The organism is Erysipelatoclostridium sp. MSK.23.31 (assembly GCF_019125875.1).
Lineage (GTDB): Bacteria > Bacillota_I > Bacilli_A > Erysipelotrichales > Coprobacillaceae > Thomasclavelia > Thomasclavelia ramosa.
In genome coordinates, this window is record NZ_JAHOCB010000014.1 from 1 (window position 1) to 23,332 (window position 23,332).

Sequence of the window (23,332 nt, forward strand, 5' to 3'; positions counted from 1 at the left end):
GCTAAAGCTTTTTGAGACCCCCAGCCTAGCTGGGGGTTTTATTGCAGACAAAAAACAAGCAGTTATATCAACTGCTTGTTTTTCCAAAAATGTTTATACATCTTTTTTTCAAATTTATCTGATTCTTCTAATTTGTATACCACAAATGAATTGGGCCTAAATGTCAATATTTTTATTATGAGTCTTCCTTTTTACTTCAACAACAACCCAATCGGCTATACTGATTTTCTCGTATTCCGGACAAATAAAATGGTAGGGCTTGCTGGTGATATTGATTTTTCTAGAAATACCTCTGGGAGCCTTACAACAGCTATCTGAAGCTCAGTTGTTTTAATATTTAAACTCTCTAACTCTAATACCATTTCTTTCACCTCATTATTAGTATATCAGCTTATAACATTAAAAAAACACGACAAAAATACTGTCTTTATTTCAATAAATAATCATATTTCACAAGTGTTTGATTATTGCCAATATTTAAAAATCTATTTTTCTTTACTAATTTTATCAATTAGCCATTTTCCATCTTTTTCTACCATCTCAAATTTAAATGTAAATTCGGTATACTTAGCGTTGTCTAATTCTTTATATAACGGATTATATAACTCTTTTGACAAATCATCAAAAATCTTTTTCATCATTGCTTCTTGTCCCTGTTCTAAATATATTTTAGATAACTCTTCCATATTTTCTTCTTGATACTTCTGAGCCAGTTCATTAATATTTTCTTGTGCTGATGTCATATCGATTGATTTTTCATCTAGTCTTTTTCCTTTAACCAGTACGGTATTTTCTTCTTCGTCATCAAAAGTTATTTTATACTCTTTTATTAATTTATCAAAGACTTTTTTAACAAAGTTTTCGGTTTCTTTCACAAAGGATTCACCATAAACATTTTCATCTTCAAAATTCTTAAATCCATCAGTTATAGAACTAATATCAAGTACATCAGTATAATCATCAGTTCCCAGCTTTTCTAATTCATCTAGCTTGTATTCCTTTATATTATCAAAAAAAGATGTAACTACCTTTTCCTGTTCTTTCTGGGTGTTATCGTTTCCAGCACATCCAGTCATAGAAATAATCATTAATGCTGCCAAAGCAAATGTTAAAATTTTTTTCATATTTATTTCCTCCAAAAATGCAATCAACTTATCCTACTAGCAATAAATCAAAACTATAATACATTTATCCCTCCTGCTATCAAATTAGCCAACCGGCTTATACTAAATTTTAACATAAAATTACATACTTATGTCTATAAATGATAAAAATTGTTTTTTTAATCTATTTAAATATAAAGGTACATCATTGTTAGTGTAGAATAAAGATTTCATAAAAAACATCTCTGTTACACTTGAAAATCAGTAAAATAAAATCCGTTGTATGCAACACCTATAGATATAAAAAATCTGTTATTTGATATTTCTGATAGGACATTTACTCGAGCATATGCTGCTAATACATAAAATGAATAAGATATTCACTGATTCTAGCCATGTGGATAATCAAAGTAGAGTATAAAGTCTTAAATAGGAAATTTTTATTTGTTTTGCAAATTAAATATATCTAATACCTCTTTTAAGATGCATTCTAAAATTAGAGTTATTAAATACTGGTCTCAAAAATCGAAATGCATATGAGACAGATTGTAATAACCCGATCATAAGAAAATCTAACTGTTGTTATAATCGATTTGAACAATTTAAAATTAGCGAATGACCAACATGACCATGATACTGCTGATTAATATATTATTATAGCAGCAAATATATACATGTCCGGTTTATATCTTTGACTACAAAAATATCTTTCAGTTATAGAGTAGTCTTGGCTATAAAAGTATAATTTTACTGAAAAAATATTGTAATGAAGAAAGATTTGATTCCAATTTATGGATTGTAGGCGAAGTCTGTAAGTGATTTTGTGTAAAGCCAAACTTCATTAGATGAGGGGAAATTACATTGAATAATCATGTAACGCAACACATCAGTTATACATTTTACCTAAAATTTAATAAATATTTTATTAGACAATCTAATTTTTTATTGATTCATAATTAACATCACCATATTGAATATTAATTATAAGCATTTATCATTTTATTATTAAATAAAACAACCACCGATTGTTAGCCGGAGGTTGTCTGTTGTGGCATAATTGTACTATTTAGTTTTTCTTCTTTAGTAGAGTAATTCCTGCTAAAGAGATTGTTCCTAACATTGCGAAAGTAGCAACAAGCGCATTATCACCCGTTTTAACAGAAGTATTATCTTTAGATGGTTTTTCTGTTGGTGCAATAGTATCAACATCTGCTTTTTCAGTTGCTCTAACTGTTACTTTTACTGGATTAGAAAAGTCTACTTTAGTATAAATAATTTCATATTCTCCAGTATGAGTATCAATTACCATATTTGGGTTTACCCATCCCCATCCTTCAGGTAATGCAATTGATTCTAATTTATTACCAATAACACCTTCTAAATCCATATCACTAGGTAATAGTGGTTTTTCAACTACTGTTAGCTTTGCTGTTTTACGTACTGATGGTTTACTATCATGCATTGCGGAATAATGAATATTGTATTCACCTGGTGCCAGTTTAGCAATTTTTTCTTTACTAGCTGCGCCATCTATTAAGCATTCTACCTTAGTTTGATTTTGATCATTGCTTTGAGAGTTATCGTTTAAGTCAGGGTTTGTAGTAAACATATGTTCATTATCTATTGAGTAATCAATTGTATACTCTGATAAGTCTACTAATTCACTGCCTGCTGTTAATGTTGCTTCATTTAATAAATCTGGTACAACACCTTCTACCATTGATAAATCTTTTACATTGAGAGCTGCAGTATTAGCATAGTATTTTTCTGCCGCTGCTTTTTGCTCTTGATTTTGTGCATAGTATGCATATTCAACTTTAAATGTTTGTCCTGCTAAGTTTGAACCTGCATCTCCTGGCCAGTTTCCACCAGTAGCAAAGTTTAATTGAATATATTGAGGGCGGTCTAATGCTGCTTTGGCAGCAGGATCATCACTATAATCAACACTTCTTACAATTTGATCATCAATATACCATTCCATTTTACCTTCAGACCAGTTAATACCAAATACATGGTACGTTTCACCATCGATCACAACACCTGGTGTAGTAATTTTTGACCCTTTGCCGTTCCCTGCATATTTACCATTATCTGCTCCCGGTGTATATCCTGGTTTATTGGTATCGCTGTAATGTAACGTTTCATAAACAAAATTAGGATCACCGATCGATTCCATGATATCAATTTCTCCTGATAAAGGCCAACCATCTCCTTGGTCACCGTTAATAGATCCATCTAACGTAAAATCGGACCCTAATGTCCAGAATGCTGGGAAAGTTGCTTGTCCTTCTGGTAATTTAGCTAATACTTCAATACGCCCAAATAAAAAATCTTGTTTGCCATGTGTTCTAACGCTTCCAGAATTATAAATAACTTGACGATCTCCACGTGGATTTTTATATTGTGACTCCTTAGCACGATCTGTCACCTCTAAGACAAGTTTACCGTCATCAACATGTACGTTTTCTTTATCTTTAGTATAGTGTTGTTGTTCAACACCACGAATACACCCTAATTCATAACCCCATTTAGAGTTATCTAATCCATTGTTATCAATAGCACCTGTTCCATCGAACTCATCTTTCCAAATTACTTCATATTTTTCATCATTTGGAGTAGTCTCAGTACCTATTTGACTCAATGTTACATCGTCAATATAGATTTGTGATTTATATGTAGCATTCTCAGTTGATTCTGTCCATTTAATAAAAGCTAATGCTACTTCACTATTTTCTCCACTATTAAATGTAAATGTTAAATCTTGATATTGCCAAGCTTCATTAAATGTAATTGCTTGTTCTATAGCAGGATTTAAATTCTCTACATTTGGTGTTTTAATAGCAACAATTGCTTGTGCAGCAGCATCAGCACTTAAAACTTTAGCTGTTACTTTATATTCTTTGTTCTTCTCTAATGATAATGTTTGATATACTGATGCATTTTTACTGAATGATGGTAATAACCCGCAAACTTTACTGTTATGAGCCGCACCTGGGTAATCAGTAATTTGACCATCACCTGTTGTACTCCAGTATTGACCTTTATTAGTTTCAAATCCACCATTCTTAATTAAATTTGTTCCGGGTTTAGTTCTTTCAAGTTCTAACATTTCATACTCTGTTTCTAAACCTGTAGTATCAAGATTTTTAGCTACGGCTGAAAACATATTTATTCCTGAAAGACTTAGAGCCGAGGTTAGTGCTAATGCACTTTTAAAAAACTTTGACTTCATATATAATCTCCCTTTTATAGAATGTTGTAATAGTTATTCACCTATTATGCCACTGAAATCGTTTTCAAATAACTAGTACCAATATAATATATAAAATTTAGTAAAATATTTCAATATATTTCTCAATATTTAGTAAATAATTATATAGTTTTATATATAATTTTTTACTATCTGGATAAACACTATACTTTCAAATAAAGTAGGAAAATTATGATTATGGTTCGTAGTTCATCTCTCACTACTGTTATGAAACTAACAATACTAAAATAAAAGAATCCTAGTAAATATATACACTTATATAACACCGTTATAGCTTTGATTGAGAACCTTAATTATAATTGTACTGATTATAAAATCTTTATAATTAAAGCCTTGATCATCATACTAATTACCCTAATATCAAATAACTTGTTTATAAAAAAAAGGGAAAGAAAATCGAGAATGTCCGCATAAATACTATTATCTATCAGAAAAACGGATAGAAGAACAGAAAGTAACTTGAGATCGTAATGTATCCAATATAATCTGCATCATTCAAAACGTTATTTGCTCCATTCTCTTGATTGCTGGAACTATCTTCATTATAATACTCAGTATTTCTTTGAGACGGTTAATTCTCTGATTCTGTATCTTTTGAATAAGCCCTAATAAAATAATTACAATAACTAAGCATTTTAAGAGCAATCTATTTTTTCAATTAATCTTCCTCTAACTTTTTTAATCCAATACTTAAGGCTGGCTGTGATATGTGAAGCTGTTGTGCAGCTTTTGTCATAATCTGATTTTTTGCAATAGCAATAAATTGTTCAAGTTGTGATAACTCCATAATTTTCTCCTCCAATTTATAAATAAAACTTATAGCCCTATAAAAATGTTATATTATATAATTATTATTTTATCTTGTGAAATAATACATGTAAAGATTTGAGTATCCTTTCTTAAACTTAAATCAATAAAAATATATTATAGTTAAGGAGAAAATTATGCAAAAAAGAGAAATTGGTCATTTATTAGTATCACAAATTGGTATGGAATGCATGGGGGTTTCCCATGGATATGGTCAAGTGCCAAGTGAAAAATATGCAATTGAAGCAATAAGAAATGCATATCAAGAAGGTTGTACTTTTTTTGATACCGCTGAAACTTATGGTAAAGAAATGTTTGAAGCAGGGCATAACGAACGTCTTGTAGGAAAAGCAGTTGAGCCTTTTAGAAAAGATATAACTCTTGCAACAAAATTATATCTAAATACCCAAGAAGTTGAAAATAATGGATTAGAGAAAGTTATTCGAGAGCACTTAAAAAAATCAATGAAAAATTTAAAAACAGATTATATCGATCTTTATTATTTACATAGAATAAATCGCGATATTCCTATTGAAGATGTTGCGTTAGTGATGGGAAAGTTAATTCAAGAAAAGCAAATTAGAGGATGGGGCCTTTCACAAGTTACAAAAGAAACGATACAAAAAGCCCATGAACTCACACCAGTTACAGCAGTACAAAATTTATATTCATTATTAGAAAGAGACTGTGAAGACGATGTTTTTCCATATTGTCTAGATAATCAGATTGGTGTTGTCGCCTTCTCTCCAATTGCAAGTGGACTACTATCAGGAAAAGTAACTTCAGAAACAAAATTTGAGGGTGATGATGTAAGAAAGTTTCTTCCACAGCTTACACAAGAAAACATTGTTAAAAATCAACCTATTATAGATATACTTCATCAGTTTGCAAAAGAGAAAGAAGCAACACCAGCACAAATTTCATTAGCATGGATGTTGCATAAATATCCTAATGTTGTACCTATTCCTGATTCAAAAAACAAAGATAGAATCATAGAAAATCTACAAGCTTCTTCTATAACTTTGAGCAACGAAGAATTTAAAAACTAGAAAAAGCATTAGCTCAACATCAAGTCTTTGGACATAGAGGACATAATGAATCTGAAAATCCGGATTTTTCAAAAAAATGGAAAAATAAATAAAAGATATTAATAGTGAGAGTTTACAAAAAAGTCTTTGCGTTTTAATTAATAATCGCAGCTTGCTTAATTTAAAAACGCAATATTTTACCACAATAAAACTTTCACTGTTTTTTATTTCACTGTGACATGATCAGCTGTCTTTAATAGTTACATAAGTTTTATAGTTAAGATAAAACTCAGCTTTTATCAATTTATAACTGCTGAACAAAGCGCATTGCTGCAATCACAATATCTATCACATGCCTAATTGCATATTTATTATATTTTGCTTTACACGAAGGAACTATAAGCTTATTTTTAGAAAACTCAATATCACAGTTGCAAGTAATTAGCCAAGTATTAACTTCTGCATGAACTAAACGTGAAATGATTCTTTTGTTCAGCTGAAAAATAGTCCCATTAGTACTTAAAATAATCAAAAGATGCTCTTCTTTAAACTGATATGATTTTATGAAATCTGCATCACAAATTACAACCGGAATATATAGAGTACTTAATTCTACTTGAATAACATTACAGAGAGAACGATTATCTCCTTGAGCATATAGATAAACCTTTTTACTTCTTAAAATATCGTTAATCAGACGATTAAGATGTGAATAATTAATCTTCTCCCCTACATATGTAATTGTTTTTGACATAGACTGAGCAAACATTTTTGTATTTTGAGGAAGATCACATTCTTTTGAAAAGAATGACGGTTTATCTTGAAAAGAATGTATATAATCAATACAAGCGTCTTTAAACTCTAAATAAGAAGTAAAGCCAAGATTTTTAGCACATTTTGAAATCTGTCCTTTAGAGGTATGGCAAGCTTTTGCGACCTCTTCGATAGTCATATCCGCGATATCATGAATATGGGATTTGGTATAAGAACAAAACACATACATCGTAGTATATGTTTCAACATGATTAAGAACATCATTTAATTTATCAACCATCATAATAGCCATCCCCTTTTTTTTATTATACACGAAAAACTCTTACTCATACATAGTAAGAGTTTTCAGTTTAAACTACTAACCAAGATCTTCTCCATTAGTTTTGATAACTTTTTGATACCAATAGAAAGAATCTTTTTTATATCTTTTCATGCTCCCATGACCGTAATCGTCACTATCAACATAAATATATCCATATCGTTTACTGCGCTCAGAAGTCCCTGCACTGACAATATCAATACATCCCCATGACGTATACCCAATAACTTTAACTCCTTCATCTATACAAATCTTCATTTGCTGAATATGTTCTTTTAGATATTTAATACGATAATCATCATGGATTTTCTTATCTATTGTCAGAGTATCATATGTGCCTAAGCCATTTTCTGAAACAATAATAGCTTTATGATAGCGATCCCATACCTCATTAATAGCCACCCTTAGTCCAATTGGATCAATTTGGAAGCCCCAATCTGTAACTTCTAAATTTTCATTACGAACTTTTCTTGGATGAAATTCATCAATAACTTCATTTTCAGGAACAAAAGCAATCAGCCCTTCTTCATTTTCAGGATGTGCAGACGTACATAAAGAATAATAATAGCTAAAAGAATTAAAATCGACTGTGTTCTCTCTAAGCAGCGATAAGTCTTCTTCCATCATCTTCAATTCAATATTTTTTTTCTTCATATAAGAAAATGCATATTCAGGATATTCACCTTTTGATAATAAATCTAAGAAAAAATAATTTACACGATTTGCCCATTGAGCAGCCAAAATATCCTCTGGATTATTTGTCTTTGGATAATATAAAGACATACCTAACATTGATCCTATTTGAAAATTAGGATTAATTTCCCGTGCTTTTTTTGTTACTAACGCACTAGCAATAAATTGATGATGCAAAGCTTGAAAAATAGTTTCTAATTCATTTTGTGATTTTTCAATGAAAATAGCACCGCCTGTATAAGGTAAATGCAAAGACATATTGATTTCATTAAAAGGTATCCAATATTTTACTTTATTTCGATAGCGTTTGAAAACTGTTACCGCATAATGAACAAAGAATTCAATCATTTTCCTATTTTCCCATCCATTATACTTTAAAGCAAGCTGAAGAGGGGTTTCATAATGCGACAATGTAACTAGCGGCTCAATCCCATATTTTAAACATTCATCAAACACATTATCATAAAACCTTAATCCCTCTTCATTTGGCTCTTGTTCTTCCCCGTTTGGAAATATTCTTGTCCAATTGATTGACATACGGAAGCATCTAAATCCCATTTCTGCCATTAAAGCAATATCTTCTTTATAATGATGATAAAAATCAATCCCCCATCTTTTGGGATAATATTCATTATCGTGCTTTCCATTCATTATTTCTATTGCTTCTTCATAAGTAACAGTTTCTGTATTTTTGCCACAGCTTATTTCTCTAGGAACAAACTTTACCATATCGGCTGTACTCAATCCCTTACCACCTTCATTATACGCTCCCTCTAATTGATTAGCAGCTGTTGCACCACCCCATAAAAAATCATTAGGAAATCGTCTCATAACATAACTCCTTTCTATTGATTAGTCTGTTGTTTATTCGCCAAGGCAACAAATGGTAAATAAATCAAAACACAAATTATAAATACAAAACAAACTGAAATAGCAGTCTCCCACGAACCTGAAGCTGATAAAAACGCTTTAATAGGCTGTGGTGTTGTCCATCCAACATCTAATGTTCCAGGCAAAACAAGTCCTGTAGAAATCATCAATGCGCCTAGACCCATTGAAACAATTGGACTTAAGATAAACGGAATTACAAGGATTGGATTTAATACGATTGGCAAACCAAAGATAATAGGTTCATTGATACAAAATAATCCTGGAATAAGACCAATCTTTGCAGTTTTTGTATAATCAGCTCTTTTCCATCCCTTCTTTCGCGAAAGAATCAAAATAGCAACAATCAACGCTAATGTATTACCCGTCCCACCAATACATCCATAGTTTTCAAACAAGGCAAACCATGTATATGGATACGGAGAGCCCGCAGTTGTTCCTGCCTGTGCTGCATAAGAAATATTAGCAATATTCATAGAAGCATATAAAGTAATATAAATCGGAGAAACAGTAAAGGTTCCATGAATTCCTACTGACCATAAGATCATTGCCATAAAAATAAGAATCATAGGTGTAAACGGTGTAGCTCCTAAAGACTGAATAGGGGCTTGTAAAATCGCATAAACTAAAGCATTTAATCCTTGAGGCTCTATCAGCGAAATACAATAAGCAATAACAGAGATTAAAATAATGATGATTGCGGTAGGAATAGCAATCATAAATGATTTTGATACTTCAGGTGGAACCTGATCCGGCATCTTAATTTGAAGTTTATCGATCTTTGTTAACTTACTAAAACCATATCCAACTAGTAACCCTGTAATTATAGCAACAAAAATTCCATTTGCCCCTAGATAAGATTCCGTTAACATTCCATCAACCTTAGGTGGATATAATACAAAGAATGAAGCTAAAGCAGTTAATCCAGCTTTTAATCCATCTACTTCATACTGTTTTGCCATATTTCTTGCAATTAAGAAAACAATAAAAACAGCCATGAGATTAATTGTTCCGTTACTTACAGGAGATAAAACTGCTTGAAAATCATCTAAATCAGGAATTATTTTAACAAGAAATTGACCAATAAATCCTGATGAACTTAATAAAACAACATTAATACAAACAACAATTGATCCTACAAATGTAAGAGGGAATATTTGAACAAAAGCATCCCGAATAGCAATAAGCCCTTTAATACTATTAAGCTTTGTTGCAAAGGGCATAAAATATCTTTCAAAAAAACTATTTAAAGCTTGCATACTTACTTCCTCCTTTTCACCAAGTCATTCATTTAAAAAGAGTCATACAAATATTGTATAAAATGGAGTGCACTATTTGATTTAAAATTACCTGATCAGTTCTATTATAAATCGCCTTATATCCTCCCCTCTCTTTACTTAAATTATAGATAATACAATTTTTTTAATCAAAATAGTTTCCTTAAATGGAAACTATTTTTTGCCAGTACTATCTAGATAGGTATTAAAAAATCTTGATGATTCAAAATAAAGAACATTTCAATCTTTAAATCATTAAATATAATTTTCACCAGTTTAAGCCGATTCATGCATATATTCAGAAATCAAAAAATAGTTTTCATTAATTATTTTTATCTCAATTAAAATATATAAAAAAGAAGAGATTTTCTCTCTTCTAATAATAGTTCAACATTTTAAAATATGTTTTATTCATCATTTCTTCTACTAGTGATTCTTTTTGAAACCCTTTATTCACATAAGTCTCCATTTCTAAAAACATAGATTTATTTTTTAGATTCTCAACTTTCATAGAATGTATATCAATACCATATTTATCAAAAACTTCACGAATATCTTTCAATGCATAATCTTCATAATAGATTTCCATTTGTATGTTTTGATTATTTTGTGTGACCTTTAAAAAGAACCCCCTATGAAACAATATCTGTAATCCTATCAAAATAATTGTTGTTATAATTCCGATATCATATAATCCTGCACCAATACACATTCCTACTCCAGATGTTGCCCACATTCCAGCAGCAGTTGTTAAACCTGAAACATTACCATTCTTTACAAAAATAACGCCTGCGCCCAAAAAACCAACGCCGCTTACGATTTGGGCAGCTATACGAGAACCATCTATTTCATTTATGTCTATAAAACCATATTTTGATACTAACATTATTAAAGCAGACCCCAAAGCAAGGATAGCATGTGTACGCACCCCCGCCCCCTTATTTCGACTACTTCGTTCATAGCCAATCAAACAGCCGCAAAATGCAGCAATCATAATTCTTATAACCCATATTCCATGATTTACTATATAGAATTTAATATCAAATGGCAAAATTCCCACCACCTATTCACAATATATTTCTTTCAATCTTCTTCTTTTTTCGTTATCAAAATTATATTCTTGTAATAAAAATTCATCATAACTTCTATATTTAACCCGAATTGATTGAATCATTATTTCAATCAATTCTCTTTGAACATATAATAAGGGTCTACATTCCTCCCTTAATTTCTCAGGAATTTGTAGCTGCTGACATAATTCATCATTACTTTCTTTTAAATAAATATTGGATAACAAGTATTCTTGGATTGCATCTTCTTCACTCATTCCTAGAGCAATCATAATCAAAAAGCCGGCAACTCCAGTCCTATCTTTTCCAGCAGTACAGTGAAAATAAACATAGCCATCATTTCTTAATAACAATTCGAACAAGCGATGATACGCAGGATTATTAAAAGCCATCTCTTTATATCCTGCTTTGATATAAGACATTAGATAGTTGTATTTTTCTTTAGTCATCTCTCCTTGCAGCATAGTACCAAAATCAAAACCATATTGATCATGGGATTGCATTTTAAGAGCACTGATACGTTCATATAAAATATTTTCATGCTGCTTATCCGGTGCTAAGCTTGCTTCAGCTTCATCTCTAAAATCAAGAATATATTTTATTTTTAAATGATCAACAAAATGATTTTGTTCTTTTATAGTTAATTTATCTAAAGCACCACCCCTAAAAATCATGTAGGGTTTTATTACAAAACCATCTTGAGAGCTATATCCCTTAATATCTCTAAAATTTTTAATATTAACTATTCGCATCTTATCTACCCATTTCCTCTTTCAATTCATCAAATTGCTCTTTAGTTAATCCAAAATCACCAATTGCAGTTAAATGGATATTATGGAAATCACTGCCACCACTTCTTATAAGATGAAATCTATTTGCAAGTTCCTGTGTTAAAGAATAATCTTCAGATTCCATACTAGGATGTGATATTTCAATTCCCTGTAAGCCATAGCTGACATATTTTTCAATTTCATCATAATTTTTATATTCACAAGGATGGGCAATAATAGCAATTCCTCCATCCTCACGAATTGCCTTTATCCCCTCTTTAATATCGATATATCCCATTTTAGAGTCTACATCTAGCGAAGTCTCGCTCATAAACAATTCTCGATACTTATTAATATCATTATACTCAGGATACTTATGAACAATCGCCAAGAATAAATGCATTTTGAAGACAATATTATACGGAGCGTATTCTTTAGCGTCTTCGTAAGTAATATTTAAGCCCTTTTGATTTAATATTTTAATAAGTTCATGATGATACTCATCCCTACATTGTAAAGTCTTTTGACATAGTTTTTCAACATGATACGGATGGTTATTTAACGCCAAACCAACAACATGCACCTTTTTGTGTACATCGTAATCATAACAGCTCATTTCAACCCCACGAATTGTTTCTAAACCATTTTGCCGGCATACCTTTTGCACTTCTTTGAAATGAAAAACAGTATCATGATCAGTAATTGCAATCACTTTAATTCCTTTTTCCTTAGCTAATTTGATCGTTTCTTCAATAGAATGAATACCATCACTATAAGCAGTGTGAACATGTAAATCTGCATACACCATATTATCACATCCTTAAATAATAGTTAAAACTGGATCAGTTTTTGTTACTTTTTTCAATTTTGTTGGAATAACTTCTAAATAATCATTAGAGTTTGTTACAACAACCATAGTTGTATAGTCTAAGCCCGCTTCTTTAATCATTTTTAAGTCAAATTCTAATAACAATGACCCCGCTTTTACATACTCACCTTTTTCAACATATTGAATAAATGGTTTTCCTTCTAATTTAACGGTATCAATTCCAACATGAATTAGAATTTCAGAGCCATTTTCAGTTGTTAAGCCAATTGCATGTTTTGTTTCAAAAGTTGCACTTATAATTCCATTAGCAGGAGCATAGATTTTTCCTTCTACAGGAATAATAGCTACACCCTTCCCTAAAACTTCTTTTGAAAACATTTCATCGTTAACTTCGTTTAATGGAACAATCTTCCCTTTAACAGGACAATTCACTTGATTTAATTTATTATCATCGTGTTTTACTTCACTTTCTTTCGGATCATCAAAACCAATAACTAAAGTTGCAATAAACGTTACAATAGCTGAAATAATCATAGTAATAATAGCATTCATAAGATTATTAGGGTTGTTCCCCCCTACCCACATTGGTAAATTAATAATGCTAGGAGTCATGAAAGCAAATGCTTTTAATCCACAAAAACCAGCATATAATCCTCCAGTAAAACTTCCAATCATAACTGCATACATAGGCTTTTTCAAACGAATTGACACACCATAGATACATGGCTCTGTAATTCCTGCAAAGAAAGCAGTAAATCCGGCAGATAAGCAGGTATTCCTAAAATCTCTATTTTTTGTTTTAACCGCACAAGCAAAAGCAGCAGCACCTTGCGCCATGTTCGCTGTTAAAGTTAAAGTTCTTGAAAATGGGTCATATCCTGATTGTGATAAAATCTGAATTCCTGCAATTGCTAGAGTAGCATGCATACCCGTTGCAACCATCCATGGATAAATAATACACATAATTGCAATAGCAAACATTCCAAATGTATCATAGCACCATAACAATGCATTACCCAAATAAATTGAAATAATCCCCATAGCTGGCGCTAATACAACAAATGCTAACGGTGTCATAATCAGCAATGTAAATAACGGTGTTAACATCCCTCTAACCAATTCTGGCAATACTTTATTCAATCCAAATTCTACTTTGCTCATAACAAAAACAATTAAAATAGCTGGAATTAAAGTTGATGTATACGGCATTCCATATAAAGGTAAGAAACCAAACATATCTCCAATAAATTTTGGATCAGTCGCTGAAACAATACCACTCCATTGTGGATGAACCAGCGCACAGCCAAGTAAAGCTGCCATATACATATTACATTTAAAATGCTTTGCAGCTGCCACTGCGGTAAATACCGGCAAGAAAGTAAAGCCAGCATCAAATACAAAATTAAATACATAATAAGTCATTGATGTTTCGGCATTTGCCCATCCCATCATTGATACAAATAATAAAATACATTTCCCCAGCCCTGTTCCTACTAAAATAGGAATAATTGGACCGACGCAGCCAATAATTGCAGAAAAAATAGAATTAAAAATTCCTTTTTTTTCTTTTTTGTTTCCAAAATTTTCATCTTCTTTAATATTTGCAATCTGGCATACATCAAGATACACATCATGAACATGTGTACCAATAACAACCTGATATTGACCACCTTTCTTGATTAATGACAAAACTCCATCAATTGCTTCAATTTTTTGATCGTTTGCTTTTGATTCATCCTTTAAAGTAAATCTCAAACGCGTCATACAATGCTGCAAAGTTACAATATTATTACTCCCTCCTACAGCTTCAATAATGTTTTTTGAAAGTTTTTCATATTTCATTCTCTTTTCCTCCATTCTTTTGAAAACTTCAAAATGTGAAGGTTTGGCCAACTTAATGTTACCATCCAACAAATATCTATTTGCAAATTATTTTTTAGAAATAATTTTTGCAACATGAATCGTAAGATATAAAACTTCCTCATCATTTAATTCATAATGATAAGTCTTTTCAATATGCGATTGTATTTTTGAAGTACAAAGATATGACTCAACATATTTTTCCTTCATAATTTCAAGCAAGTCATTATTTAAGGTTATATCTTCCACTTGCTTTATTTTATTAAAAACACGTAATCCAAAAAATTTTAAATGTGTTACAAATCTATGATAAGATAAAGAATCTTCATCCAACTCTAATTTAAAATAATCTTTTACAATACCAATAATCTCTAATATGAAATTTGTCATTTCATAAATATCACTGATATTTCTACCAACCTCACTACTCACTATATGTAATGCTAAAAATGCCGCTTCATCCTCTTCCATGTTTATTCCATATTTTTCTTTAATAAGTTTTAAAGTTAATAAACCTAACTCAAATTCTTTAGGATAGAAATTCTTAATTTCAAATAACATATGATTTTTTAAATAAACGCCTTCTTTATACCGCTCTATGCTTGTATGAATATGATCTGTTAAACTGATATAAAGAGAATCATCGACTTCTAAGTCTACTTTTGCTTCTTTGATAACACAATCAGATATCTCCATATATTCGAGAGGAATATCCTTTAACATATTAATCATTTTTCTTTGACTTGGTTTTAAACTTACTTCAAAAGTTTTATTGATCTTATTCATATCAATATTATCACCGGCTTGTTTTCCATAAGCCAAGCCTTTCCCCATAACAATAATTTCCTCCATTTGATAGTTAGTTGTAATAACAACATTATTATTTAAAATTTTCTTTATAATCATATTCATTCACCCCTGTATAAATATAAAAAACCTGCCACAGAAAAATATCTGTAAACAGGTTTAGTGTTGCCTCATATGTGCAATAACTATCCATAAATTACATATTTATATTATCATTCCTCGCAAAATTTGTCAACGCTTTCAAAATAAAGGATTTGATTTAAAACAACCAAAAATTCTATTAAAAATTAAATACTGATATTAAATTATTTTCAACCTAAATAATGATTAGGTCTTCTATAGCCATACCTAGATAACCAAAATAAATCTATTCAATGTAATTATAATTGATTATATATCTAATAATCACAAATCTTAAAAATAATACTAAATAAGGTTAGATAAGCACACCCTATCATTATAACTTAGTATTAGGGTTATATTTTTTGAGGCTGCTTACATCATTATAAATTATTTGTCTAAAAATTACGAATACATAATTTTTCCAGTAACTCACCAATATAATACAGTGATACATAGCCAGTATTTATTGACCACTCTACTCCGTAACGATAAAAAATATCTACCTTGTCAGCAACCTCTTTATTATAATCCTGGCTTATATAAATAACCTTAGCCCCAACTTCTTTTGCATTTTCTAACGCATCATGGTAGTGAAAAAAACCGTCACATACATTAATGATAACAACAACTGAATTTTCATTAAAAAAATAGCTCCTAACCGTCTTCGTTTCACTGACTTTAAACAGATATGCGCACTTCCCCGAAGTCAATAATTTGATTTGCAACAAAAGGAATTCATCAAGATCATGCTCATCACCTAAAAAAGTAATATCCTCGCTTTCCTTAAATAACTGAACAATTTTTAAAAGCGTTGCTAAATCAAGATTCTCTTTTGTTGCAACAAGATTATCAAGACACTGTTGAAAAAGATATTCACTGATTTCTTCATTACTTTTAAAAAGAATATTCTGTGATAAAAATACTTTCAAATTATAATCTAAGAGTGTTGTTTGAGTTGATAATAGGGTTCTAAATTGCTGATAATTTTCAAAACTATATTTTTTTATAAATCTTGAAATACTTGCCTTAGATACATTCGCCTCTCGAGCTAATTCATTAATAGAAGGGAATGTTTTTTTTCCAATATACTTAAATACATTTTGAATAATATTATAATCATTACTATTAACAGCTTCGCTGTTACATCTTTGAATAAAGGTTAAGAAACTTTCTAGTATTTCCTCATCCATTTTTATCAGCTCCTTTCCCTATATTATAACATCTTGATAATATAAAAGAATATGAGTCTTCAAAATATTAGACTCATATCAATTAAAATACTTTTTCTTTATTACAACTATTGCTCCCCCACTTAACAAAATAAATAGACAATAAACTTCAAACAGCGAAGGATCATCCGTCTTAGGTGCCAGCACAGCAGTATGTGATGATTGTTTAGTTATCTGATCATTCTCTACTATATCTAGAACATTAGTATCAGCAGTAATATTAAACATTGTAGCTGCTTGTCCCTCATTTGCGATTATTACTAATATATGTTCTCCAATTGTTAATGTTGAAATAAGTTCTTTTGGTAAAATAATGGTTATTAAATCACCAGAAACAGTATACTTTGATCTATCAATTTCTTGATCATCAATTATGAGCATTTTGAATAATGACGATGGTATGTCAGTCTTTATTTTAAGTTCTTCTCCCTGTTTAATATTTTTATTAGCTCCATCTGTTATACAATATTCAATATTTTCTTGATTCCATAGGATATCTTTAGCAAATGTTGTAAAAGCTCCGCGCCACGTATTCCAGTCATGTCCCCCATTTTGTATTTCAAAAGTATAATCAATATTTTCAGCATCTAATTTAGGTAACATAAAATCTAAGATAGAGGCCTTAAAAAAAGAATTAATCAACCCAAAATCAACTGTTCCTGCCGAAAGATAGATTTTCTTTGTCTGTAATTTTGAAATAAGTTCGTCTGTAAATACTTCATCATCAATTTGAACAGCTGCTGAAATAATACCAAAATATCCAAAACTATCAGGTGCAATTTCCATTACTGTACTTGCCGCAACACCACCAGCTGACAATCCAGCATAAGCTCGATCCTTAGGATCAGTTGAAACCTTATAATTCTTTTCAATAAAAGGAATTACATTATTAACAACATCTTGAGCCAATATGACATTCGATTTAATATCAAATCCTGTCCCGCTAAAATGCGAATTATTTAATGTCACGATTATACTATCAGCTAGTTCTCCTTCAGCAATTAGATTATCAACAATATTACCTGCTGATCCTAATTGACACCATTCAGTTTCGTTGCCCCCATTACCATGTGCTAAATAAATCGTTTTATAGTTATTCCCTAAACTATAACCATTCGGTAAATAAATCCCAAGACAATTTTCAGTTCCATCATAAGCGATGTATGTATCGTATTGATAAGAACCCATATTATTATTTCTTGGATAAATATAAGATTGACCCGCTAATGCATCTGAACTATTTCCAACATAAAAATAGGACCAAGTAGCATCATGATTATTAATTTCATTCTTTTTTGAAGGATTAACAGGATCCTGCACAACTACTGCAGATCCATCACTATAAGTTACAAAATATCCATAAAAATATTCTGTTGCTGGTAATGGTAAGGTGACAGAATATAAATTTTCATCTTTTACCATATCATAGAGAATATAGTTTCCATTATAATTAAACTCAGTTCGTTCAGTATTTCCGCATCCTCCAGTAGGATACATTCCCTGCTCATATTCATAAGCCGAATACCACCTTATTCCATCATTGCTTGCCCCGTTTTCTTGATACCAGGGAGCTTCAGAACTCTTAATAAATTGGAAGCCTCCTTGTAATTGGATATTTTCAACATTTTCCCCTAATTTTGTACTGTCAACAACAAAGGTTACTTGATACTTTGCCTCACTAAGGCCGGTTGTGTTATCAGTAATAGTTATTCCCTCATTAACAGCATGTACATTACTCATTGAGTATACACCCAAAGATAACAATAGTGTAAAACAAATTCCTATCTGCAAAATCCATCTTTTTACTTGTCTCATATTTCTTCCTCCTAAACTAAGAATAACAAACCAACCACTTTCTGTATACGTTTACAAACGAAACTTAGTTACAGAAAATGAAACTAATATTCTTGCATAACCGCAAATCATCAGAAATTATAACTATATAAAATAAAGATCACTTCCTTATTGTAAGGAAGGTACTTTCTTGTTAATATATTGATTATGTAGTTTTCAACAAGTTATTAATTCAAGATTAATTCTGAAAAGGAGGTTTCAATGAACTACTTTGAGTATAGCTATTCCACTAGCAGCACTACAACTATTTTTATATTTATTTTCATCCTCTTAAATATAATTGCACGATGGCGTTTATTCACTAAAGCTAGACGTTGGGGAATCAGTGCTTTTATTCCAATTTATAGTGATATTGCATTATGTCGAATTGTAAAACTTTCACCACTTTGGCTTCTATTTCTTTTAATTCCCCTTGTTAATATGTACTTTATTATCTTTTATCACATTGTTATTAGTTTTAAACTTTCTTTTGCATTTGGAAAAGGCATAATGTTCGGACTTGGCTTGTTAGTTTTCAACCCACTGTTCATTTTAATATTAGGGTTTGGGAATTGTGAATATCGTTACTAATAAAAATAGATATAGTTATCATTTGTAAACACAAAAATTAATAGAACTATCAACTTAAATAAATATCAAAATTAATTTGCATATTTGTTCAAAAAATGTAAAGAGACTCTAAAAATAATCAACTTTTTTAAAATAAAAAAGAAATTCTACGAATTCCTTTTAACTGCGATACATCAAATACATTTGATTAATTTCTTCTTTTATCTTATCTCTTAATTCCAACGGTTTAAAAACCTCAACATGATTAGCTAATTGTAAAAAGCCACTGACTAACTTTTTATCATCAGGAACCCGTTCAATTGAAACATTTACAAATCGACGGAATTGTTCAACTGTGAATGTACATCCCTTAAATCGTTGATACAAAGCTTCAAAAATATTCTCATTTCCTAAATACACACGTAATTCAATGTTGATCAAATTATCTTTTCCAATATCAAGCGGATCATTAGATAACCAGATTCGCTCCTTAAAACACTCAGTCTTTGCTTGGATATATTTAGGGGTACGAGTTATTTTCAATTGATCAATGCGATCAATTCGATAATATGCCAATTCAAAATCTTCACTACTATTTATTAGGTAACCAACTAAATATACTTGATCATTTTTTATATCAATATTAGTTGGATATAATAAAATTGTTTTATGACTAGGCCTATCTATAACTTTGTTTTCAACAACACTATATTCCAATTCTTTAAATGATACACAAGCAAATGTATTTATAGCCTTAATAATTTGCTCTAAATACACTGTAATACAATTATCTTCATAAGTTGAATTGATATTATCTAACAAATGATAATGATTTATTTTATACAAAGAACTATCTGATAATACTTTTTCTAATAATTTTGAATCATTTTGACTTTCTAAATGTAATCCTCGACCTAATAACCTTGTCAATAAAATTAATTGAGCATCAGTATAATATGTCTTTTCAACGTACGCACCTTTTTTTTGTTTTGTTGCATAATTAATACTACCACTTTCATTGCATATAAAAGGGGTAAGCAACTCATCTTGACAATCTTTTATCAAATTATTATAAGATTTTATTGATTCAATATCTGCTTTAATCGTATTGCTAGAAATCGTCGTTCCTAACCCACCAATTCTTTTAATTAGTTCATCACGTGATAAAGCATGATCTTCGTCTGTTAATCTTTTTAATAAATATTGCGTTAGCAATATGCGAGTTCCATTACTAATATCTCCCATTCCTCAACCCTCCATACTCTATATTTTACTTTATCTTCCAAAATATGTAAAATTAGTAAATATAATAAAAACCAATTATTTGGTGTATAAAATTGTATACATAAAATTAATTTCACTATCCAGCAAAAAAGTATATGTTTATGACAAATTTATGACAATAAAAAAGACTAATTTATTAATTAGTCTTGATATTTTCTAATAAAACTATCAATTTTACTCCAATAAACTTGACCACCAATTTTTTCACATTGAGCATGTCCGGCACCCTTGATTACCAATTTTTCCTTAGGACAATTAGCACTTTGATATAATTGATTGAGCATTTTAAAAGGGACAAAACGATCCTTATCGCCATGAATAAATAATGTTGGCGTAGTTGATTTTTTCACTTGTTCGATTGCTTCAGCTTTGCCAAATGAATAACCGGCTCGAATCTGAGTCACAATATTTGCAATATCTAAAAATGGTCGACTTGGCAAATTATACATTTCTTTTAGCTGATAGGAAAACATCTCCCATGTACTAGTGAATCCACAATCTTCAATAGCAGCAATAACATTGACAGGCAATTTTTCCCCTGTTACATTCATTACTGTAGCCGCTCCCATAGATACTCCATACAGGATAATTTTAACTTTTGAATCATTATCAATTAAATATTTGATCCAGTTAATTATGTCTAAACGATCGAGCCAGCCCATTGCAATATAGTCACCTTCACTCTGCCCATGACCTCGAAGATCAGGAAGCAAAAGATTGTAACCTTGCTCATAAAAATGTTTAGCACTCGCATGCATCAATTTACCTTCAGATGTATATCCATGGACAATAATCACATAATCATGCCCGTAATTCAAAAATTGATAAGCATGCAGTTTTAATCCATCATCACTGTCTAAGAATACATCCTGATAATGAATAGTATCAAAAAAATTGCTACTATCTCCCTTCTTATTTATATCGGTTCTATCTTTATCGGGTATTTGATTATTTGTTGAGGGATTAGTAAATATCGCATCTTTATTAGCCTGTTTATTTAATGCCAAATTATATAAATAATTACCAGCATAAAATAAACTACCAATTCCAGCTGCCAACATAGTTAAACTACCAGTTAATGCAATTTTCGTCTTTTTTCCCATTACTAGAACAGTGTTCCTTGTTTACCCCAATTTGGATATTCATCAAACGAAACATAAACATCATTAATTTCAATATTTGTTGTTTCTTTGATCATTTTTACTAACTCTTCAGTAAATTTCTTTTTAGCATCAAAATCAATTGTATTATATAATTTAACCGCAATCATCATGCAAGGAATGTCATCACCGCGGAAATACATAATTTGATTATCCTCTAAATGTAACATTAAATTTTCTTCTTTTTTACCAGGTAAGATTGTAATCAGCTCCCCAGTTCTTTTAGCAATTTCATTTTCTTGCCTAAGTGTTAATTTATGATTTGTTGTAAATGAAATAAATGGCATATATTTTTCCTCCTTATTTTTATTAAGGATATTTTAACACTTTTTATAGCCAATGTTAACAAATTATTAGCTATCTTAATTTGAAGTTAATAAAATTTATTAAAGCGTTTACATAAAGGATTTGATTTCTTTTTTTGATTATGTTAAAATATAAGAGCAAAAGTAGCAATATAATTTTCAAAGTATCACAAGTATTAGAAGATTGTATTACCTTTATGTACCGCCGCAATCCGATATTTGTGATTTAGAGTTACATAGAGTATTTCCTTTTTGCACATCTTTCAAGGAGGTACCATTAATGAGTACAGGTAAAGTAAAATGGTTTAATCAAGAAAAAGGGTTTGGATTTATTACAAATGATGAAGATGGAAAAGATATCTTCGTTCATTTCTCAGCAATCAACGCTGAAGGATTCAAAACTTTAGAAGAAGGTCAAGTTGTTGAATTCGATATCAACGAATCTGATCGTGGACCACAAGCTCAAAACGTAACTGTTAAAGCTTAATAACCAGAAGAAACCCGGTTAATCGGGTTTCTTTTTTATTCAATTATTCCATAATGAAGCAGAGCTTTATAAATTCCTCCATCATAAATATCACTTGTAATATATTCACTAGCTTCTTTTGCCACATCAACACCATTTCCCATTGCAATTGGATGCCCAACTACTTTGAACATACACACATCATTAAAACCATCACCAAAAGCATAGCTATTATCACGTTCTATTTTTAAAATCGTCAATAGTTTTTTAATTCCAATTCCTTTATCATAACCAATAATTGTTGCATCAGCAGAATTATGACCAAAGTGCTCATTTAAAACTACTGTATCTTGTAAATAGGAAACAATCTTTTGGTAATGTTCTTGATCATTAAAATGAACATCAAACATGTGGGCATCGATCTCCTCTGTTTTAAAATCTTCAATAAAATATGGATGTTCGTAATCTGTTTGCATATCAGCTAACTTATTAAAATCAATTCCATGAGCATAGCCAAGATTAACGCCATTAAAATTATATCCACATTCTAATTTATCAAAACTATCCACAAAATAACTAACCTGTTTCCTAGTCAATGGTTCATCCAATAATACCTCTTCTTTATACACGATATATCGACCATTTGCACAAATAAAACCATCAACATATTTTTCAAAATGATATTTTGCGTAAATATATGGTCTACCGGTACAAATAAAAACGTAATGCCCTAGATTTTGTAACTTTCTTAAAGCTTCTTTTGTATCTTCAGGAATAATATTTTTTACTGCTAAAGTCCCATCAATATCAAAAAAGAATATTTTTTTACTCATAATAGTTCCTCCATTACATTATTATACAATAAA

At 30.4% G+C, this 23,332-nt stretch carries 20 protein-coding genes; 3 read left to right on the forward strand and 17 right to left on the reverse strand.

The features are described 5' to 3' along the window. Positions 1-485 precede the first annotated feature (485 nt). The 3 genes from KSU54_RS07855 to KSU54_RS07865 form a co-directional block, all read right to left on the reverse strand. The gene (locus KSU54_RS07855; RefSeq protein ID WP_003534601.1) at positions 486-1,124 is read right to left on the reverse strand and encodes a hypothetical protein; all 639 of its coding nucleotides are present in this window, start codon (positions 1,122-1,124) and stop codon (positions 486-488) included. A 1,045-nt stretch (positions 1,125-2,169) separates the two neighbouring features. Continuing rightward, on the reverse strand, positions 2,170-4,335 hold the full coding sequence (locus tag KSU54_RS07860) for a glycoside hydrolase family 16 protein (RefSeq protein ID WP_008791904.1): 2,166 nt from the start codon (positions 4,333-4,335) through the stop codon (positions 2,170-2,172). Positions 4,336-5,032: 697 nt separating this feature from the next. Beyond that, positions 5,033-5,161 carry a LysR family transcriptional regulator gene (locus KSU54_RS07865; protein ID WP_117792551.1) on the reverse strand — a complete coding sequence of 43 codons (129 nt, stop codon included), beginning with the start codon at positions 5,159-5,161 and terminating at the stop codon, positions 5,033-5,035. Positions 5,162-5,318: 157 nt separating this feature from the next. On the opposite strand from KSU54_RS07865, the gene KSU54_RS07870 reads away from it, so the two are divergent. Continuing rightward, positions 5,319-6,230: an aldo/keto reductase gene (locus tag KSU54_RS07870; RefSeq protein ID WP_226814508.1), complete on the forward strand. Its 912-nt coding sequence runs from the start codon at positions 5,319-5,321 to the stop codon at positions 6,228-6,230. A gap of 283 nt (positions 6,231-6,513) precedes the next feature. On the opposite strand, the gene KSU54_RS07875 is transcribed toward KSU54_RS07870, so the two are convergent. The 10 genes from KSU54_RS07875 to KSU54_RS07920 all read right to left on the reverse strand — a co-directional run bounded on the left by KSU54_RS07875 (position 6,514) and on the right by KSU54_RS07920 (position 18,663). Then, positions 6,514-7,266, reverse strand: coding sequence for a MurR/RpiR family transcriptional regulator (locus KSU54_RS07875; RefSeq protein ID WP_020994413.1), 753 nt, complete (start codon positions 7,264-7,266; stop codon positions 6,514-6,516). A 75-nt stretch (positions 7,267-7,341) separates the two neighbouring features. Further along, the gene (locus KSU54_RS07880; RefSeq protein ID WP_003534611.1) at positions 7,342-8,826 is read right to left on the reverse strand and encodes a glycoside hydrolase family 1 protein; all 1,485 of its coding nucleotides are present in this window, start codon (positions 8,824-8,826) and stop codon (positions 7,342-7,344) included. A gap of 14 nt (positions 8,827-8,840) precedes the next feature. After that, a complete protein-coding gene (locus KSU54_RS07885) occupies positions 8,841-10,142 on the reverse strand; it encodes a PTS sugar transporter subunit IIC (RefSeq protein ID WP_117561629.1) in 1,302 nt (433 codons plus the stop codon). Positions 10,143-10,536: 394 nt separating this feature from the next. After that, on the reverse strand, positions 10,537-11,220 hold the full coding sequence (locus tag KSU54_RS07890) for an MgtC/SapB family protein (RefSeq protein WP_226816579.1): 684 nt from the start codon (positions 11,218-11,220) through the stop codon (positions 10,537-10,539). Between the two features lie 3 nt (positions 11,221-11,223). Then, entirely contained in the window at positions 11,224-11,982 is a 759-nt protein-coding gene (locus KSU54_RS07895) for a tyrosine-protein phosphatase (RefSeq protein WP_003534615.1), read from the reverse strand. 1 nt (position 11,983) lies between these two features. Next, positions 11,984-12,808 (reverse strand): PHP domain-containing protein, encoded by an 825-nt coding sequence (locus KSU54_RS07900; protein ID WP_029481528.1) that lies wholly within the window; start codon positions 12,806-12,808, stop codon positions 11,984-11,986. A 12-nt stretch (positions 12,809-12,820) separates the two neighbouring features. Next, positions 12,821-14,671, reverse strand: a complete 1,851-nt coding sequence (locus tag KSU54_RS07905; RefSeq protein ID WP_117792553.1) for a beta-glucoside-specific PTS transporter subunit IIABC — start codon at positions 14,669-14,671, stop codon at positions 12,821-12,823. An 87-nt stretch (positions 14,672-14,758) separates the two neighbouring features. Further along, positions 14,759-15,595 (reverse strand): BglG family transcription antiterminator LicT, encoded by an 837-nt coding sequence (licT, locus tag KSU54_RS07910; RefSeq protein ID WP_035118141.1) that lies wholly within the window; start codon positions 15,593-15,595, stop codon positions 14,759-14,761. A gap of 419 nt (positions 15,596-16,014) precedes the next feature. Further along, on the reverse strand, positions 16,015-16,809 hold the full coding sequence (locus KSU54_RS07915) for a MurR/RpiR family transcriptional regulator (protein WP_008791914.1): 795 nt from the start codon (positions 16,807-16,809) through the stop codon (positions 16,015-16,017). Between the two features lie 78 nt (positions 16,810-16,887). Continuing rightward, complete coding sequence (locus tag KSU54_RS07920; RefSeq protein WP_003534629.1) at positions 16,888-18,663, reverse strand: alpha/beta hydrolase; 1,776 nt, start codon at positions 18,661-18,663, stop codon at positions 16,888-16,890. 240 nt (positions 18,664-18,903) lie between these two features. Between KSU54_RS07920 and KSU54_RS07925 the strand changes: the two genes are divergently transcribed. After that, complete coding sequence (locus tag KSU54_RS07925) at positions 18,904-19,272, forward strand: DUF5684 domain-containing protein (RefSeq protein WP_008791916.1); 369 nt, start codon at positions 18,904-18,906, stop codon at positions 19,270-19,272. 159 nt (positions 19,273-19,431) lie between these two features. On the opposite strand, the gene KSU54_RS07930 is transcribed toward KSU54_RS07925, so the two are convergent. From KSU54_RS07930 to KSU54_RS07940, 3 genes are all read right to left on the reverse strand, one after another. Then, positions 19,432-20,496, reverse strand: coding sequence for a WYL domain-containing protein (locus KSU54_RS07930; RefSeq protein ID WP_003534633.1), 1,065 nt, complete (start codon positions 20,494-20,496; stop codon positions 19,432-19,434). A gap of 179 nt (positions 20,497-20,675) precedes the next feature. Then, positions 20,676-21,638 carry an alpha/beta hydrolase gene (locus KSU54_RS07935; RefSeq protein WP_008791917.1) on the reverse strand — a complete coding sequence of 321 codons (963 nt, stop codon included), beginning with the start codon at positions 21,636-21,638 and terminating at the stop codon, positions 20,676-20,678. 2 nt (positions 21,639-21,640) lie between these two features. Further along, positions 21,641-21,982: a phenylpyruvate tautomerase MIF-related protein gene (locus KSU54_RS07940; RefSeq protein ID WP_009009539.1), complete on the reverse strand. Its 342-nt coding sequence runs from the start codon at positions 21,980-21,982 to the stop codon at positions 21,641-21,643. Between the two features lie 298 nt (positions 21,983-22,280). Here KSU54_RS07940 and KSU54_RS07945 point away from each other — a divergent pair, with 298 nt between their 5' ends. Further along, entirely contained in the window at positions 22,281-22,487 is a 207-nt protein-coding gene (locus tag KSU54_RS07945; RefSeq protein ID WP_003534639.1) for a cold-shock protein, read from the forward strand. A 35-nt stretch (positions 22,488-22,522) separates the two neighbouring features. On the opposite strand, the gene KSU54_RS07950 is transcribed toward KSU54_RS07945, so the two are convergent. Next, a complete protein-coding gene (locus KSU54_RS07950) occupies positions 22,523-23,299 on the reverse strand; it encodes a Cof-type HAD-IIB family hydrolase (RefSeq protein WP_008791918.1) in 777 nt (258 codons plus the stop codon). Positions 23,300-23,332 lie beyond the last annotated feature (33 nt).